12 protein-coding genes are annotated in these 15,323 nt (G+C 61.3%); 5 read left to right on the top strand and 7 right to left on the bottom strand.

Features of this window, described 5'->3' with window-relative positions:
- Nucleotides 1-35: 35 nt before the first annotated feature.
- Entirely contained in the window at nt 36-2,468 is a 2,433-nt protein-coding gene (locus ACNOHI_RS12650) for a penicillin acylase family protein (protein ID WP_420475027.1), read from the bottom strand.
- A 142-nt stretch (nt 2,469-2,610) separates the two neighbouring features.
- Here ACNOHI_RS12650 and nadB point away from each other — a divergent pair, with 142 nt between their 5' ends.
- Both nadB and ACNOHI_RS12660 read left to right on the top strand, forming a co-directional pair.
- Nucleotides 2,611-4,212, top strand: a complete 1,602-nt coding sequence (gene nadB, locus ACNOHI_RS12655; RefSeq protein WP_420475028.1) for an L-aspartate oxidase — start codon at nt 2,611-2,613, stop codon at nt 4,210-4,212.
- Nucleotides 4,213-4,365: 153 nt separating this feature from the next.
- Nucleotides 4,366-5,640, top strand: coding sequence for an EAL and HDOD domain-containing protein (locus tag ACNOHI_RS12660; RefSeq protein WP_420475029.1), 1,275 nt, complete (start codon nt 4,366-4,368; stop codon nt 5,638-5,640).
- Nucleotides 5,641-5,645: 5 nt separating this feature from the next.
- Here ACNOHI_RS12660 and nadC read toward each other — a convergent pair whose 3' ends face one another.
- Entirely contained in the window at nt 5,646-6,512 is an 867-nt protein-coding gene (nadC, locus tag ACNOHI_RS12665; protein ID WP_420475030.1) for a carboxylating nicotinate-nucleotide diphosphorylase, read from the bottom strand.
- Complete coding sequence (nadA, locus tag ACNOHI_RS12670; RefSeq protein ID WP_420475031.1) at nt 6,509-7,648, bottom strand: quinolinate synthase NadA; 1,140 nt, start codon at nt 7,646-7,648, stop codon at nt 6,509-6,511. The genes nadC and nadA overlap by 4 nt, the downstream gene beginning before the upstream one ends.
- A 388-nt stretch (nt 7,649-8,036) precedes the next feature.
- On the opposite strand from nadA, the gene ACNOHI_RS12675 reads away from it, so the two are divergent.
- Nucleotides 8,037-8,606, top strand: a complete 570-nt coding sequence (locus tag ACNOHI_RS12675; protein ID WP_420475032.1) for a hypothetical protein — start codon at nt 8,037-8,039, stop codon at nt 8,604-8,606.
- Between the two features lies 1 nt (nt 8,607).
- Here the strand turns inward: ACNOHI_RS12675 and ACNOHI_RS12680 are convergent, their stop codons facing one another.
- Genes ACNOHI_RS12680 through ACNOHI_RS12695 form a run of 4 tightly spaced genes read right to left on the bottom strand, consistent with a single transcriptional unit; the run spans nt 8,608 to nt 12,617 of the window.
- Nucleotides 8,608-10,206, bottom strand: a complete 1,599-nt coding sequence (locus ACNOHI_RS12680; RefSeq protein ID WP_420475033.1) for an ABC-F family ATPase — start codon at nt 10,204-10,206, stop codon at nt 8,608-8,610.
- Nucleotides 10,207-10,255: 49 nt separating this feature from the next.
- Nucleotides 10,256-10,888: a 2-dehydro-3-deoxy-6-phosphogalactonate aldolase gene (locus ACNOHI_RS12685; protein WP_420475034.1), complete on the bottom strand. Its 633-nt coding sequence runs from the start codon at nt 10,886-10,888 to the stop codon at nt 10,256-10,258.
- 6 nt (nt 10,889-10,894) lie between these two features.
- Entirely contained in the window at nt 10,895-11,803 is a 909-nt protein-coding gene (locus ACNOHI_RS12690) for a 2-dehydro-3-deoxygalactonokinase (protein ID WP_420475035.1), read from the bottom strand.
- Between the two features lie 28 nt (nt 11,804-11,831).
- The gene (locus ACNOHI_RS12695; RefSeq protein ID WP_420475036.1) at nt 11,832-12,617 is read right to left on the bottom strand and encodes an SDR family NAD(P)-dependent oxidoreductase; all 786 of its coding nucleotides are present in this window, start codon (nt 12,615-12,617) and stop codon (nt 11,832-11,834) included.
- A 94-nt stretch (nt 12,618-12,711) separates the two neighbouring features.
- On the opposite strand from ACNOHI_RS12695, the gene araD reads away from it, so the two are divergent.
- Both araD and ACNOHI_RS12705 read left to right on the top strand, forming a co-directional pair.
- A complete protein-coding gene (gene araD, locus ACNOHI_RS12700; protein WP_420475037.1) occupies nt 12,712-14,433 on the top strand; it encodes an L-arabinonate dehydratase in 1,722 nt (573 codons plus the stop codon).
- Between the two features lie 14 nt (nt 14,434-14,447).
- Nucleotides 14,448-15,320 carry an SMP-30/gluconolactonase/LRE family protein gene (locus ACNOHI_RS12705; RefSeq protein WP_420475038.1) on the top strand — a complete coding sequence of 291 codons (873 nt, stop codon included), beginning with the start codon at nt 14,448-14,450 and terminating at the stop codon, nt 15,318-15,320.
- Nucleotides 15,321-15,323 lie beyond the last annotated feature (3 nt).

Genomic DNA, 15,323 nt, shown 5'->3' on the forward strand with positions numbered 1-15,323 from the left:
GAGGCAGGCAGATTTGGCCTTGCGGAAGAAACCGATCAGGGCTGAAGCGTCAGCACGCCCAGCTTTCCCTTCTCGACTTCTTCGCGCCGCGTTTTCATCGGCAGGTAACCGACCTCCGCCCAACGCTGCATGAAATTGCGGTAATACGGGGAAAACACATTCCCCGACTGTCCGGTGGAATGAATGAACTGCGAGTTTTCGAGATTCGACAAGTCATACAAGGCGCGCAGGCTGGCAGCATGGCGGTTGGCGAATGGCGCTTTCTCATCGCGCAGGTTGTGCCGCCCCACGTTGACTGTGAAGGTATCGCCAGGCGTAGGCACGTTGAGGTCGAAATACGGCGCCAGCATGTCCACCTTGGAAAATGGCCGGTGCTCCGAGCGCGCCACGTGGGCCTCACCCCACCGCCATTTCGCCATGTCCGCGCCGTAGCGCTTCTCGAGGTCCGCCAGCGCGGCGTCCAGGGATGCCGCCAGCACCTCTTCGCAGCCCTGCCGGTTGCCCTTGACCTCGATCGTCGCATCATTGCACCAGCGGCCCTGCCCTTCCTTGTTCATGAGCACATTGACCAGCGGACGGTGGACGTTGCGCTGTTCCCAGTAGTCTTTCATCAGCGCTTCGCCGAGCTCGTCCGCGAAGACATGCTTCGACGCCATGCGCATCCAGGCGTTATAGATCAACGGTTCGGCTCGGTTGGCATCCATCGAGCCATCCCATTTAACGATCAGGTCCAGGGCGGCCTTCGCTCGTTCCGAACGTGGCACTGTCTTGCGCAACACGGGGAGAATTTCCTGCGCCGCCAGCGACAGGTGGTCCTTCTGGATGGCCGCAAAGCTGGCCATGCTGTGCTTGCCCTGCGCGTCCAGCAGCGCGTCGATGCGGCGGGCGCGGTACGGCAGCGTCCATTCGCTGGTCAGGAAATGCGGATAATCGTCATCCACGATCTTGTGGTTGGCGGTCATGATGCGCCGGGATTCCGGATTGTATTTTCGCGGCAACTCCTCGAATGGAATGAATCCCGCCCAGTCGTAGCGGTCATCCCATCCCGGCGCCGGCGCGAGGCCCTTGAGGTCATTTTCCGGCTTGCGCATGGGGACGCGGGCAGGCGCGATGAAGCCGATATTGCCGTCCACGTCAGCGTAGACAATGCTTTGTTGCGGCGAGCCAAAATCCTTTGCGCCGTCGACGAACTGCTCCCAGTTCTGGGCCAGGTTGAACTTCATGCCGGCCTGCAGCGTCAGGTCGTCCGCTCGCAGGGCTGTCCAGGCGAAAGACACGACATACTTCTTTGCATCGACGGGTGCACGCTCGATGATGGGTAGCGCCCCGGTAATCACCGGGCCGTGGCGCGTCTCGCGCACCTCGATGGTGACGTCCGGCTGGCCTTTTACCTTGATGGTTTCGTTGCGCACCTTGAATTCGGCCCAGCCCTCCGGCGTCTGGTATTTCCGGCGGTCTTCCGGATGGACGCGCTCGATATAGAGGTCCTGGACATCCGGTGCCGTATTGGTAAATCCCCACGCAATACGGTCATTGCGCCCCAGCACGACAGACGGGATGCCCGGAAGCGTGGCACCGATCGTGTTCAGGCCCGGAGCGGACAGGTGGGCGAAATACCACAGTGCGGGGGCAGAAAGGCCGAGGTGCGGATCGTTGGCGAGGAGCGGTTTTCCGGTCTCGGACAGCGCACCCGCGACCACCCAGTTGTTCGACCCCATGCCCTCCAGATAAGACGGCGGTGCAATCGACGCCACCTTTTCCAGCTGCGCAGTCGTTCCCGCCATTTCACGGTAAAGCTGGGTGAAATCCTGCGTGGGAAGCACCGGGTCGCCGGGATACGGCGCCAGGAATTCGTTGATCTGGGCCAGCGTCAAACGCTGCGACAGCCGCATGCGCAGCAGCTCCTGCGTCCAGTTGCCGCCAAGGTCCCAAGCCATCATCGTCTGCCAGCCGATGGAGTCCACCGGATGCCACGGTGCTGGAGCGGGCGCTCCAGTAAGGAGGAATTCCGGCGGCAAGGGGCCGCTGCGGTCTTCGAGCCAGGCGTTCACGCCGCGCGCGTAGGCATCCAGTGCGTCGCGCGTCTGCTGCGACAGGTTGCCCAGGATTTTTTCCGCATTGCGCCGCACGCCGAGCGTCCGGATGAAGCGGTCCGTGTCGACCGCATTCGGTCCAAGGATCTCGGCCAATCGGCCCGCCGGGATGCGGCGGTTCAGCTCCATCTGCCAGAGACGGTCCTGGGCATGCACGTACCCCAGCGCAAAATAGGCGTCCTGTGGAGATTTCGCATAGATATGCGGAATGCCCTGTGCGTCCCGGACGATATCCACCGGTGCCGCGAGCCCTTTCAGGGTCCGCTTGCCATCCACTTGCGGCTGGCTCGCATCGCGGTACCACCAGGCGGCACCGGCGGCGGCTACCACCGGCACCAGCAGGGCCAAGGCAACTTTTTTTAATTTTCCAGTCATACGGTTATGCGCGCTCCTCTTTCTTTATCGCTGCGAGGTTATCACAGGGCATGAGGCCAATCGGCGCATTACCGTAAGGGAAGCATTGTCAGATGTTAAGATGTGGTTTCGTGTAATGACAACGCAGTCGAATTCCTATCTTATGAAATTTGATGTCGCCATTGTTGGCAGCGGCCTGGCAGGCCTGTCCGTCGCCCTGCACCTCGCGCAGACGCGCAAGGTGGTTGTGGTTTCCAAGCGCACTCTGCTCGATGGCGCAAGCAGCTGGGCACAGGGCGGCATTGCCGCAGTGCTTGATTCCGGCGACAGCCACGACCAGCACATCAGCGACACCCTGGTGGCCGGTGCGGGCCTGTGCGACGAAGGCGCGACGCGCTTCATCGTCGAACACAGCCGCGAAGCGATCGAGTGGCTGATCGAACAAGGCGTCCCCTTCACACGCGATGCCACGGCCGAGCTGGGCTATCACCTGACGCGCGAAGGCGGGCACAGCCAGCGCCGCATCATCCATGCTGCGGACGCCACTGGACACGCGGTGCAGGTCACGCTGGAACAGAAGGCGCGCAACCATCCGAATATCACCATCCTCGAGCATCATTACGCCATTGACGTCATCACTTCCGACAAGCTCGATGCCGACACCGGTGTGCATCGCTGCGTCGGCCTGTACGTCCAGGACGTCAATACCGGCAATGTGATGACGCTCGCTGCGGATCAGACCGTGCTTGCGACTGGCGGCGCAGGCAAGGTTTACCTCTACACGACCAACCCCGACACCGCGACCGGTGACGGTATCGCGATGGCGTGGCGTGCCGGCTGCCGGGTAGCGAACATGGAATTCATCCAGTTCCACCCGACCTGCCTCTACCACCCGTACGCCAAGTCCTTCCTCATTTCCGAAGCGGTGCGCGGCGAAGGCGGCTTGCTCAAGCTGCCTGCAGAGGCCGGTGCCTTGGCAGGACGCCGTTTCATGCCCGACCACGATGAGCGTGCCGAGCTTGCTCCCCGCGACGTCGTCGCGCGCGCCATCGACTTCGAAATGAAAAAGCGCGGCCTGGACTACGTCGACCTCGACATCAGCCACCAGCCGTCGGAGTTCCTCAAGGAGCACTTCCCGACCATCTATTCGCGCTGCCTGGAGCTTGGCATCGACATCACCAGGCAACCGATTCCGGTCGTCCCCGCCGCGCACTACACCTGTGGCGGCGTGGTGACGGACATGTACGGCCAGACCGACTTGCCGGGTCTGTATGCGGTTGGCGAAACCGGGTACACCGGCCTGCATGGCGCTAACCGGCTGGCCAGCAATTCGCTGCTCGAATGCCTGGTTCTCGGGCGCGCTGCAGCACAGCACATCGAAAAGCAGCCGAAGCCGAAGTCCCTGCCCCTTCCGGCCTGGGACGAAAGCCGCGTGACCGATGCCGACGAGGAAGTCGTGATTGCCCACAACTGGGACGAGCTGCGCCGCTTCATGTGGAACTATGTCGGCATCGTGCGCACCACCAAACGCCTGGAACGGGCCCAGCACCGCATCGGGCTGCTGCGTGAAGAAATTTACGAGTATTACTCGCATTTCCGCATCACGCGGGACTTGCTGGAACTGCGCAACCTGGTCGACGTCGCGTCCATGATCGTGGACAGCGCACTGTCCCGTCGTGAAAGCCGCGGTCTCCATTTCAGCCAGGACTTCCCCGAGACCCTGCCGAAGGCCTTGCCCACTGTTCTGTCGCCATCCCGGCGCTGAGCGTTACGTCCAGAGCAACGCCTCCTTCACGGAGGCGTTTTTCTTTTCAAATTGGCAATTCGCGAAAGCATTTCCGATCGTCATGGAAATGGTGCAATATAGACTCTGATCCAGAGCAGTTTGGCCCCGTTCAACTCGCTTAGATGGTCAGCCATGTCCGATATCGCATCAGGTTCTGCGCTGCAAAGCCATTGGATAAGGGAGTTCTTCCTCGCGCGCCAGCCCATCCTCAACCGCGGACAAGGGCTGGTTGCTTATGAGCTGCTGTTTCGTCGCGCCGATGCGGGCACCGCAAGCGTCGTCGACGACCTCGCTGCCACGGCAGCCGTAATCGAACATGCGACCGAGCTCGGCATGGAGAACGTGATCGGCGGATCACTCGGCTTCGTCAACATCGACAAGTCGGTGCTGATGAGCGACTTCGTGCAGTTCCTGCCCCGCGACAGGGTCGTCCTCGAAATCCTCGAAACCGTGAAGGTCAACGGCGAAGTCCTGGACCGCGTGGCCGAACTCCGGAAAGCGGGCTACACCTTCGCGCTCGACGACGTCATTAACGAATCGGAAGACGTGCGCCTGCTCCTGCCGCACGTCGACATCATCAAGGTGGACATCGCAGGACTCGCCCCCGGCGTCCTCGATCAGCTCAGTAGTCGTTTCCGCACCGCGAAGAAGAAGCTGCTCGCCGAAAAGGTCGAAAGTCTCGATGAATACCGGCGTTGCCTCGACCTTGGTTTCGATTATTTCCAGGGCTACTATTTCGCCAAGCCGGCGGTCCTGAGCGGCCGGAAGCTTTCGCCCTCCGAAGTTGCCCTGGTCCGGCTCATGTCCCAGCTGAATGCCGATGCCGAGAACGCGGACATCGAACGCACGATCAAGCAGGACGCATCGATGGGCATCACGCTGCTGCGCATGGCGAATTCCCCGGCGCTCGGCACCGGACACCGCATCACCTCGCTCGCCCAGGCCCTGCTATTGCTCGGCCGTCGCCAGCTGCAGCGCTGGGTCCAAATCCTGCTCTATGCGGAACCGATGAAATCGACGGGGATGCTGTCCCCGCTCCTCATCATGGCGACGACGCGCGGCAAACTCCTCGAACTGCTGGCGGGCCACATTGCGCCTCGCAACCGCAACATGGCGGACATGGCGTTCACAGTGGGCATCATGTCGCTGATGGATGCCCTGTTTGGCCAGCCAATGGACAAGATCCTGGAACAGATGCTGGTAGTCGATGCGGTAAAGGAAGCCTTGCTCGCGCGCGAAGGTGTTTACGGCGAAATGCTGAAACTTGCAGAGTTTATGGAGCAGGCCGGCGAGTCCCCCTTGCAGATCGATACGGCACTGACCAGCCTTGGACTGACACGAGAGGACTTGTTCGACGTCCAGGTCGATGCGTATGCCTGGAGCGAACAGGTGTCGCGCCAGGCATAGGAAGATTACTCGACAATACGCAGCGAATAGTCGGTTGCCCGGACATCCTTGGTGAGGCTGCCGATGGAAATGCGGTCCACGCCGGTCTCGGCGATGGCCCGGACAGTGCGCATGTTGACGCCGCCGGAAGCTTCGAGCAATGCGCGTCCATCGGTGATCTTCACCGCTTCACGCATCATCTCCAGGGAGAAGTTGTCGAGCAGGACGGAAGTGGCGCCGGCGGCAAGGGCTTCCTCCAGCTCCGCGAGGTTTTCCACTTCGACCTGGATGGTCACGCCGGCATGCAGCGCGATGGCGGCGCGCATGGCCGCGGTAATGCCGCCTGCTGCCGCGATATGGTTTTCCTTGATCAGGATTCCGTCGTACAGGGCGAGACGCTGGTTCTTGCCGCCGCCGACACGCACCGCGTACTTTTGCGCCAGGCGCAGCCCCGGCAGCGTCTTGCGCGTGTCCAGCACGGACGCGCGCGTACCCTTTACGACATCCGCATATTCCCGTGTAGCGCTTGCCACGCCGGACAGCAGCTGAAGGAAGTTCAGCGCGGTCCGCTCTGCCGTGAGCAGCGCACGGGCCGGCGCCTCGATAGCGCAAACTTCGCTGTCAGCCGTCATCGACGCCCCTTCGGCATAACGCCATTCGATGCGGATGCGCGGATCGAGCTGGGTCATCACGCCCTCGAACCAGGGTGCGCCGCACAGCACGGCGGCCTCACGCACGATGACACGGGCCTTCACCCATTCGTTGTCCGGGACCAGCAAGCCGGTCACATCGCCGGTACCGACGTCCTCGGCGAGCGCGGCGCGGATGTTCTCTTCAAAAGCCGCAACCAGGGCTGCGTCGAAAGGTGCAAACGGGTTCTTCAGGGTGCTCATGCGGGTCCGATTCCTGCAAACAGTTTTTGTTCTTTTGCCAAGTCGCCGCTGGGGCGGACGTTGGCTTTTCGTGCAGCGGCAAAGGCCAGCATGCGGTCGATACAGACGTAGGCCTTGCGGCCGGTCTCCGGATCGACGTGGATTTCGTTCTTGCCCGACTCCAGCACCTCGGCCAGGTTCTGCAGGCCGTTCATGGCCATCCAGGGGCAATGCGCGCAGCTCTTGCAGGTGGCGCTGTTGCCGGCCGTCGGCGCGTCGATAAAGCGCTTGCCGGGCGCAGCCATGCGCATCTTGTGCAGGATGCCGTTATCCGTGGCGACGATAAATTCATCGGCGTCCAGGGACTTTGCGGCGGCGATCAGCTGGGACGTGGAACCGACGACGTCGGCTTGCGCCACCACGGCTTCGGGCGACTCCGGATGCACCAGGATCTTCGCCTTCGGGTGTTCCTTGCGCAGCAATTCCAGCTCGACGCCCTTGAATTCGTCGTGTACGAGGCAGGAGCCTTGCCACAGCAGCATGTCGGCGCCGGTCTTCTTCTGGATGTAGCTGCCCAGGTGCTTGTCTGGCGCCCACAGGATCTTCTTGCCCTGCGCGTGCAGGTGTTCGACGATTTCCAGGCCGATCGACGAGGTCACCATCCAGTCGGCGCGCGCCTTCACCGCCGCGCTGGTGTTGGCGTAGACCACGACCGTGCGGTCGGGATGCGCATCGCAGAAGGCGGCAAATTCGTCGGCGGGACAACCGAGGTCGAGCGAACAGGTCGCGTCGAGATCCGGCATGAGGATGGTCTTGTCCGGACTCAGGATTTTGGCGGTTTCGCCCATGAACTTCACGCCGGCCACTACCAGCGTCTTGGCCGGGTGGTCGCGACCGAATCGGGCCATTTCCAGGGAGTCGGACACGCAGCCCCCGGTTTCCTCGGCCAGGTCCTGCAGGTCGGCATCCACGTAATAATGGGCGACGAGCACTGCCTCTTTCTCTTTCAGGAGGCGCTTGATTTTGTCCTTGAGGGCCGCTTTTTCCTCGGGAGACGGCGACAGGGGCACGCGCGCCCAGGCGTTGGCGACGCAACTGGTTCCCGCGTCCATCTGCGGGCGTTCGAATTCGACGGTCTTGATCGGCTGAATCTGCATGGTGAAAGTGCAAAAATCGGGCGTGGAATACGCCAAAACGGAGAGTATGCCTGATAAAGAAGAACTAAGGGTCGACGCACATATTTCAAGCGCTTCGGTGAAATTGCGCGAAATTTCTTCTGGTTAGCCGAAGAAAATTGATAAAAATCATCAATTGCGCAATTTTGATGTTTCCCCATGTCAATTTTTCATTTACGCAACCCGGTTTAGATAGCATACTGAACCTGACTAGCCGTACTGCCAGTCGGGCTATCGCATGATAAATAGTCAGTTTCTGACATTCCTGTAAGAATAAGGACGACGCGAACGACGGCATCCTGCACGCTTCCGAAGAAGGCGGCAGGTCAACAAGCAAGAATGCATTTCTGCGACGGGAGGAGACAAACCCATGACGCATCGTATTTTCGACAAGACCGACAAAGGTCGCGAAGAGATAGCAACGCGCAAGCACCAGTTGCCAACCCGGCTTCGGACCCTGCTGGTCATGGTGGACGGCAAGCAAAGCGGTGAGGAACTGCTCAAGAAGGTGGCGGGCCTTGGCCTCAATGACGAAAGTCTGGCCGAGTTGCTGAATAATGGGTTCATCCAGCCGGTGGAGCAGCCTCAACCCGCTTCGGTTACGCCGATTCCGCTCCCGGTGGCCCAAGTGCCGCAGATCGCCCCGGCGGCCGATATTCTCGACGGCGCGAGCCAGTTCCAGGCGATTTACCAGTTTTACACGGAAACCATCAAGAGCACGATTGGCCTGCGCGGTTACTCGCTTCAGCTGAAGGTCGAGAAAGCCGGTTCCATCGACGAGTTCCGCGCCCTGCGCGATCCCTACCTGGAAGCCGTGCTGAAGGCAAAGGGCAATGAACTCGCGCGCAGCCTGCGCACGCGCCTTGACCAGTTGCTTTATATGGGAGAATCCGCGCCCAACACGACGATCGTCGGGCTGAGCGCGGCGATGGCCGAATAACTTATTCGATGCCCTGGCTGGTCAGGTACTCTTCGTAGCCGCCGTGGAAGTCGATGATCTCACCTTCCCGGATTTCGAGGATGCGGGTGGCCAGCGACGAAACGAATTCCCGGTCATGCGACACGAAAATCAGCGTTCCTGCGTATTTGTCCAGCGCGATGTTGAGCGACTCGATGGACTCCATGTCCATGTGGTTGGTCGGTTCGTCCATCAGCAGCACGTTGTGACGGCCAAGCATCAGCTTGCCGTACATCATGCGACCCTTCTCGCCGCCTGACAGCACTTTCACCGACTTCTTGACATCGTCGCCCGAGAACAGCAGGCGGCCGAGGATCGAACGTACTGCCTGGTCGTCATCACCCTCCTTCGTCCACTGCCCCATCCAGTCGGTCAAGGTCTTGTCGGCGGCAAATTCCTCGGTCGGATCCTGCGGCATGTAGCCTACGTTTGCATTCTCTGCCCACTTGGAAATGCCACTGTCCGTCTGCATGCGGCATACGTCGCCACCGATAGAGCGCAGCAGCGTAGTCTTACCTGCACCGTTGGCGCCGATGATCGCGATCTTCTCGCCGGCTTCCACCATGATGTTGAAGTTCTTGAAAATCGTGCGGTCATAGGACTTCGTCAGGCCCTGCGTCTCGACGGCGAGTCGATGCAGCTTTTTCTCGCCTTCGAAGCGGATGAACGGCTCCTGGCGGCTGGACGGCTTGATGTCTTCGACCTTGATCTTCTCGATCTGCTTGGCCCGCGATGTCGCCTGGCGCGCCTTGGACTTGTTGGCCGAGAAGCGGCGCACGAATTCCTGCAGTTCGGCCACGCGTTCCTTGGCCTTGGCGTTGGCCGCCAACACCTGCGCGCGGGCCTGGGACGACGCCAGCATGTAGTCGTCGTAATTGCCCGGATAGATCTTCAGGGTGCCGTAGTCCATGTCCGCCATGTGCGTGCACACCTGGTTCAGGAAGTGGCGGTCGTGCGAAATGATGATCATGGTGGAGTTGCGCTCGTTGAGCACGTCCTCCAGCCAGCGGATGGTATTGATGTCGAGGTTGTTGGTCGGCTCGTCCAGCAGCAGGATGTCCGGATTGGAAAACAGTGCCTGCGCCAGCAGCACGCGCAGCTTCCAGCCGGGAGCGATGTTGCTCATCGGACCCTGGTGCTGGTCGAGCGGAATGCCGACGCCCAGCAGCAGTTCGCCTGCGCGCGCCTCGGCGGTGTAACCGTCGTACTCGGCGAACTTCGCCTCAAGGTCGGCCGCACGCATGTAATCGTCATCGGTCGCGTCCGGGTTCGCATAGATTGCGTCGCGTTCCGTCATCGCTGCCCACATCTCGGTATGGCCCATCATGACGACATCGAGCACGCGCTTGTCTTCATAGGCGAACTGGTCCTGGCGCAGTTTACCCAGGCGCTCGTTCGGATCGAGCATGACATTGCCGGAGCTCGGCTCCAGGTCGCCGCCGAGGATTTTCATGAAGGTCGACTTGCCGCAGCCGTTCGCGCCGATCAGGCCGTAACGGTTGCCGTCGCCAAATTTGACGGAGATGTTTTCGAACAGCGGCTTGGGGCCGAACTGCATCGTGATATTTGCGGTGGAAAGCACTGGTAAAGCCTTTTGCGGGAATTTCAGGAATAACCCGCCATTTTACCATTCACGCTGCCTCTTCCAGCAGATTCCGCCGCGCATTCATAAAGGCCTCCGCGGCCCGCCGCATTGCTGTTTCGTCAATGCGGGGCTGGTAAAGGGATCCGCCAATGCCGAAACCGGTCGCCCCCGCGGCGACGTAAGCCGCCATATTGTGCGGCTGGATACCGCCGACCGGGAACAACGGCGTATCCACCGGCATGATCGACCGGATGGCCTTTACCGCGGCAGGCGGGATCATCTCGGCAGGGAACAACTTCAGTCCGTGCGCTCCCGCCGCCAATGCCTGGAAAGCCTCGGTTGGTGTGGCGACACCTGGCAGCGCGATCATTCCGTGCTTTGCCGCATGACTGATGACATCAGGTGCGCAATGCGGCGAAACGATCAGACGCCCGCCCGCCTCCTTTACCGCGTCGACATCCTGCACGCTCAGCACGGTGCCGGCGCCGACCAGCGCATCATCCGGCGCGTTGCGCAGCAAGCAGTGGATGGCGTCGATGGCACCTGGTCGATTCAGCGGCACTTCGAGCATCCGGAAACCGGTCTCGAACAAAATCTGGCCGACCTTCGGCGCCTCCGCCGGCGTCAGTCCCCGCAGGATGGCGACGAGGGGATAGGGAGATGGGTTGAAAAGATCCATGATGGTTCACCTGCGAATATTGAACAAGGCGCCAAGCGCGGCAAGGTAGACGCCGTCCGGCTGCCACGCTCGCGCCGGTATGCCGAGCAACTCCAGCGCGCTGAGGTAACGTGACGAGAGCGCAGGACTGCCGATCACTTGCACGGGGGCCGATATCGCATCGCCGGCCTTCTTGACGATCTCGAACAGCTCCGTACCGATGAGAAGCCCCGACAGGTAGGAGGCCGCATGCGAAGCAGGCATCGCGTCCGTGACGACCATCGCGCGGCAGCAGAAGGCTGTATGCGTAAAGCCGCCCTGCCGCGCCGCCCGCAATCCTGCCGCGAACGCGTCCTGCACCGCGTCCTGCGACGAGATCACCTTGGACAGCGTTCCGTGCTGCGACATGAGCGCATAGAGCTCACCTGTCATGAATGTCATGAATTCGGTGATTCGCCCGTTGTCGATGTGCACCCACTTGCTGTGCGTCCCGGGTAGCAGGAACCAGCTTCCGGCAGCACCCAGCTCAAGCGCGCCCAACACCTGCACCTCCTCGCCGCGCATCACGTCGGGCAGGCCGTGCGGATCAATGTAGCGATAGCCGGGAACGACGCGTACGCGCGTGCCGGGAATGGACGCCTTTACCGTCATCATTGCGTCGGCAAGACGCACCAGCGGGTGGTCGACCGCGAGGTACGGCGCTTCCTGCCACCCGTTGCGACTGCCGACCATGCCGGACATGATCACGTCCGCGCGGTCGATCTCGAGCGCGTCAAGAAGCGCTCTCAGCGATGCATCGAATCCCTCACTCACATTCAGGATGCCGCAGCCGTCTTCGTGCTGGCGTATCAGGCCGCCCCGTTCATCCAGCACGTAGGCCCTGCGGTTGCTTGTTCCCCAGTCGATGCCGAGAAGTGTGGTCGATTGTCCTGTCATGGCTTTCCTGTTGCGACGCGCAGGCCGGTCAGGCCCAGCCGCCGTCGACGATGAATTCCTGCGCAGTGCACATTGCGGCATCATCCGATGCAAGGAAAAGCACCATGCGCGCAATGTGATCAGGCATGAGGCGATGCTTCAGGCACTGGCTGCGGTCGATGAGCTTTTCGCCCTCCTCGTCCAGCCACAGGTTGACCTGGCGTTCGGTCATTACCCATCCCGGCGTGACGGTATTGACGCGGATGTTGAATGGCCCGAGGTCACGTGCCAGTCCGCGTGTGAGGCCGCTCACCGCCGCCTTGGTCGTCGTGTACACGGAATAGCCGCCGTTCCCGAGATGCCAGCTGATGGAGCCGAGGTTGATGATGGCGCCGCCACCCTGCCGTTTCATGCCGTCGACAACCGCTTGCGCGGTAAAGAACATCGGCCGCTGGTTGATGGCAATGCAGTTGTTCCAGAACTCCGGCGTGACATCTTCCGGCGAATGCCGCTGGTCATTGCCCGCGTTGTTCACCAGCACGTCGAAGTCGCCCATGTTCTCGGCAAGCGTGCGGATCGTGTCCTGCAGCGCCGGGATGTCGCGAATGTCGCACTGGCGAAAGACAGGCTTTTCGGCCCCCTCCAGCGCCAGCCGTTCACACAGTGCCAGGCTCGCATCGACAGCGATATCGACGAAAGCAACCTTGGCGCCCTGTTCGGCAAACGCTCCCACAATTGCCTCACCGATTCCCGACCCGCCGCCGGTGACGAAGACGCGCTTGCCGCTGAGGCTGTAGTAGCGCGCGAGTCCTTCTTTCCTGCCCAGTGCCGACATGATTTTCTCCTGAACTTTCGATCCCACCGCTAATCAATATTGATGCTGAGTCGAAACCTTCCCGCCGCTGTTCATAGAATCCGAAGAGAACCCCATGACCATCCCCATCAAGAAACGCCGCAGCCAGGCATGGTTCGAAAAGCAGGACCGCGACGGCTTCGTCCATCGCAGCTGGACACAGAAGCCCGGCTATCCATCTGATTCCTTCGACGGACGCCCGATCATCGGCATCTGCAATACCTGGTCCGAATTAACCCCTTGCAACAGTCACTTCCGGGAACTCGCCGAATTCGTCAAACGCGGTGTACTTGAGGCAGGCGGATTCCCTCTTGAGTTCCCCGTGATGTCTCTCGGAGAAACACAACTGCGTCCGACCGCCATGCTGTTCCGCAATCTGGCCAGCATGGACGTCGAGGAATCCATACGCGGCAATCCGATTGACGGCGTCGTGCTGCTTATGGGCTGCGACAAGACGACGCCGGCACTGCTGATGGGCGCAGCAAGTTGCGGACTGCCGACGATCGGCATCTCCGGCGGTCCGATGCTAAACGGAAAATTCCGCGGCAAGGACATCGGTTCCGGGACCGGGGTGTGGATGATGTCGGAGATGGTGCGCGGCGGCCTGATGACGCAGCAGGAATTCACTGACGCGGAAGCGTGCATGAACCGCTCGGCCGGCCATTGCATGACCATGGGCACTGCATCGACGATGGCCAGCATGGTGGAAGCGCTCGGCATGTCTCTTCCCGGAAACGCAGCCATCCCTGCACCAGACACGCGCCGCAACCGCCTTGCCCAATTGAGCGGCCGGCGCATCGTGCAAATGGTCGAGGAAGACCTCGACATGGAGAAGATCATGACGCGGGAAGCCTTCGAAAATGCGATTCGCGTCAATGCCGCAATCGGCGGCTCCACCAATGCCGTTGTGCACCTGCTGGCGATTGCCGGCCGCATCGGCATCGACCTCAAGCTCGAGGACTGGGACAAGATCGGCAGCGAAATGCCCTGCCTCGCCAACCTGCAGCCGTCAGGTCATTACCTGATGGAGGATTTCTACTACGCAGGCGGCGTGCCGGCGGTAATGCGTGAAATCCGGGACATGCTCCACCTCGATGCACTGACGGTCAACGGCAAGACGCTGGGCCAGAACATCGAAGACGCGCCCTGCTACAACCGTGAAGTCATCAAGACAGTCGATGAGCCTTTCAAAGCCAAGGCGGGGATTGCCGTCCTCAAGGGCAATCTGGCGCCCAATGGCGCGGTGATCAAGCCGTCGGCGGCTTCGCTGCATCTGCTCAAGCATCGCGGCCGGGCCGTCGTGTTCGAGTCGATCGAAGACTTTCGCACACGCATCGACGACCCTGCGCTCGATATCGACGAAAACTGCGTAATGGTGCTGAAGAACTGCGGCCCCTGCGGCTATCCCGGCATGGCCGAAGTCGGCAATATGCCGTTACCGAGCAAGATCCTGCAAAAGGGGATCACGGACATGGTGCGCATTTCGGACGCGCGCATGAGCGGCACGGCGTACGGAACCGTCGTTCTGCACACCTCACCCGAAGCTGCCGTCGGCGGGCCACTTGCCCTGGTGCGCAATGGCGACATGATCCAGCTCGATGTCGGCGAGCGCAGCCTGCACCTGGAGGTGAGCGACGAGGAACTGGCCCGTCGAAAGACAGAATGGGTTGCCCCCGACATGCCAACGCGCGGGTATGCGAAGCTGTATGTGGACCATGTGCAGCAGGCCCATCTTGGGGCCGACCTCGACTTCCTGGTCGGGAAGAGCGGCGCACCCGTGCCGCGTGAATCGCATTGACGGCGGAGGCGCGGATGAAGACACCGGAATGCATCTGGAATGCGCACGCCCTGCTTGGCGAAGGCCCAATGTGGTCGGTGCGCGAACAAGCCCTGTACTGGGTGGACATCCTGGGCCACCGCCTGCACCGTTACTCGCCCTCCGAAGGACGGCGCACATGGCAGTTCGACGAGGAAGTAACCGCCGTCGTCGAGCGGACGGAAGTCGACGAACTGATCCTCACCCGGCGCCATGGCTTTGCCCGCTTCGACCCGAAAACCGAAACGCTGACGCCCCTGCTCCAGCTTGAAACCGACATTCCAACCAACCGTTTCAATGATGGGAAATGCGACCGCCTTGGACGGTTCTGGGCCGGTACGATGGACTTCGGCTGCGAGCAGCCAACAGGCTCGCTTTACTGCCTCTCTCCAGACCTCCGCTGCGAACGAATGGATTCGGGCTACGCCGTGACGAATGGGCCGGCATGGTCGGCTGACTACAGTACGATGTACCACAACGACAGCGTGAACGGCCGCGTGTATGCCTTCGATTTCGACCTGAAATCGGGCGCCATTTCCAACAAGCGCATCTTCCTCCAGTTCAGCGAAGAAGACGGCTCGCCGGACGGCATGACGACCGACGCGGACGGCGGCCTGTGGATTGCCCATTGGGGTGCAAGCAAGCTGACGCGTCACGATCCGCAAGGCAATGTACTGCACACCATTACCCTGCCCTGCAGCCAGATCACGAGTTGCGCTTTTGGCGGGCCGGATTTCCGGACGCTCTACATCACCTCGGCGGCAAATGGCCTGTCTCCCGGGCAATTGGAACGCGAGCCCTTGGCCGGCGGTCTATTTGCGCTGGAAATCGAGATCGCCGGCCTCCCGGCCAACCAGTTCCGCGGATGAGGC

The organism is Noviherbaspirillum sp. ST9, from assembly GCF_048799745.1.
Taxonomy (GTDB): Bacteria; Pseudomonadota; Gammaproteobacteria; order Burkholderiales; family Burkholderiaceae_D; genus Noviherbaspirillum.

Excerpts from the sequence above, each read along its gene's own strand:
- ACNOHI_RS12690 (WP_420475035.1), bottom strand. The coding sequence starts at position 11,803 with ATGACAGGACAATCGACCACACTTCTCGGCATCGACTGGGGAACAAGC.
- ACNOHI_RS12705 (WP_420475038.1), top strand. The coding sequence starts at position 14,448 with ATGAAGACACCGGAATGCATCTGGAATGCGCACGCCCTGCTTGGCGAA.
- ACNOHI_RS12675 (WP_420475032.1), top strand. The coding sequence starts at position 8,037 with ATGACGCATCGTATTTTCGACAAGACCGACAAAGGTCGCGAAGAGATA.
- ACNOHI_RS12695 (WP_420475036.1), bottom strand. The coding sequence starts at position 12,617 with ATGTCGGCACTGGGCAGGAAAGAAGGACTCGCGCGCTACTACAGCCTC.
- araD (WP_420475037.1), top strand. The coding sequence starts at position 12,712 with ATGACCATCCCCATCAAGAAACGCCGCAGCCAGGCATGGTTCGAAAAG.
- ACNOHI_RS12685 (WP_420475034.1), bottom strand. The coding sequence starts at position 10,888 with ATGGATCTTTTCAACCCATCTCCCTATCCCCTCGTCGCCATCCTGCGG.
- nadC (WP_420475030.1), bottom strand. The coding sequence starts at position 6,512 with ATGAGCACCCTGAAGAACCCGTTTGCACCTTTCGACGCAGCCCTGGTT.
- nadA (WP_420475031.1), bottom strand. The coding sequence starts at position 7,648 with ATGCAGATTCAGCCGATCAAGACCGTCGAATTCGAACGCCCGCAGATG.
- ACNOHI_RS12650 (WP_420475027.1), bottom strand. The coding sequence starts at position 2,468 with ATGACTGGAAAATTAAAAAAAGTTGCCTTGGCCCTGCTGGTGCCGGTG.
- ACNOHI_RS12660 (WP_420475029.1), top strand. The coding sequence starts at position 4,366 with ATGTCCGATATCGCATCAGGTTCTGCGCTGCAAAGCCATTGGATAAGG.
- nadB (WP_420475028.1), top strand. The coding sequence starts at position 2,611 with ATGAAATTTGATGTCGCCATTGTTGGCAGCGGCCTGGCAGGCCTGTCC.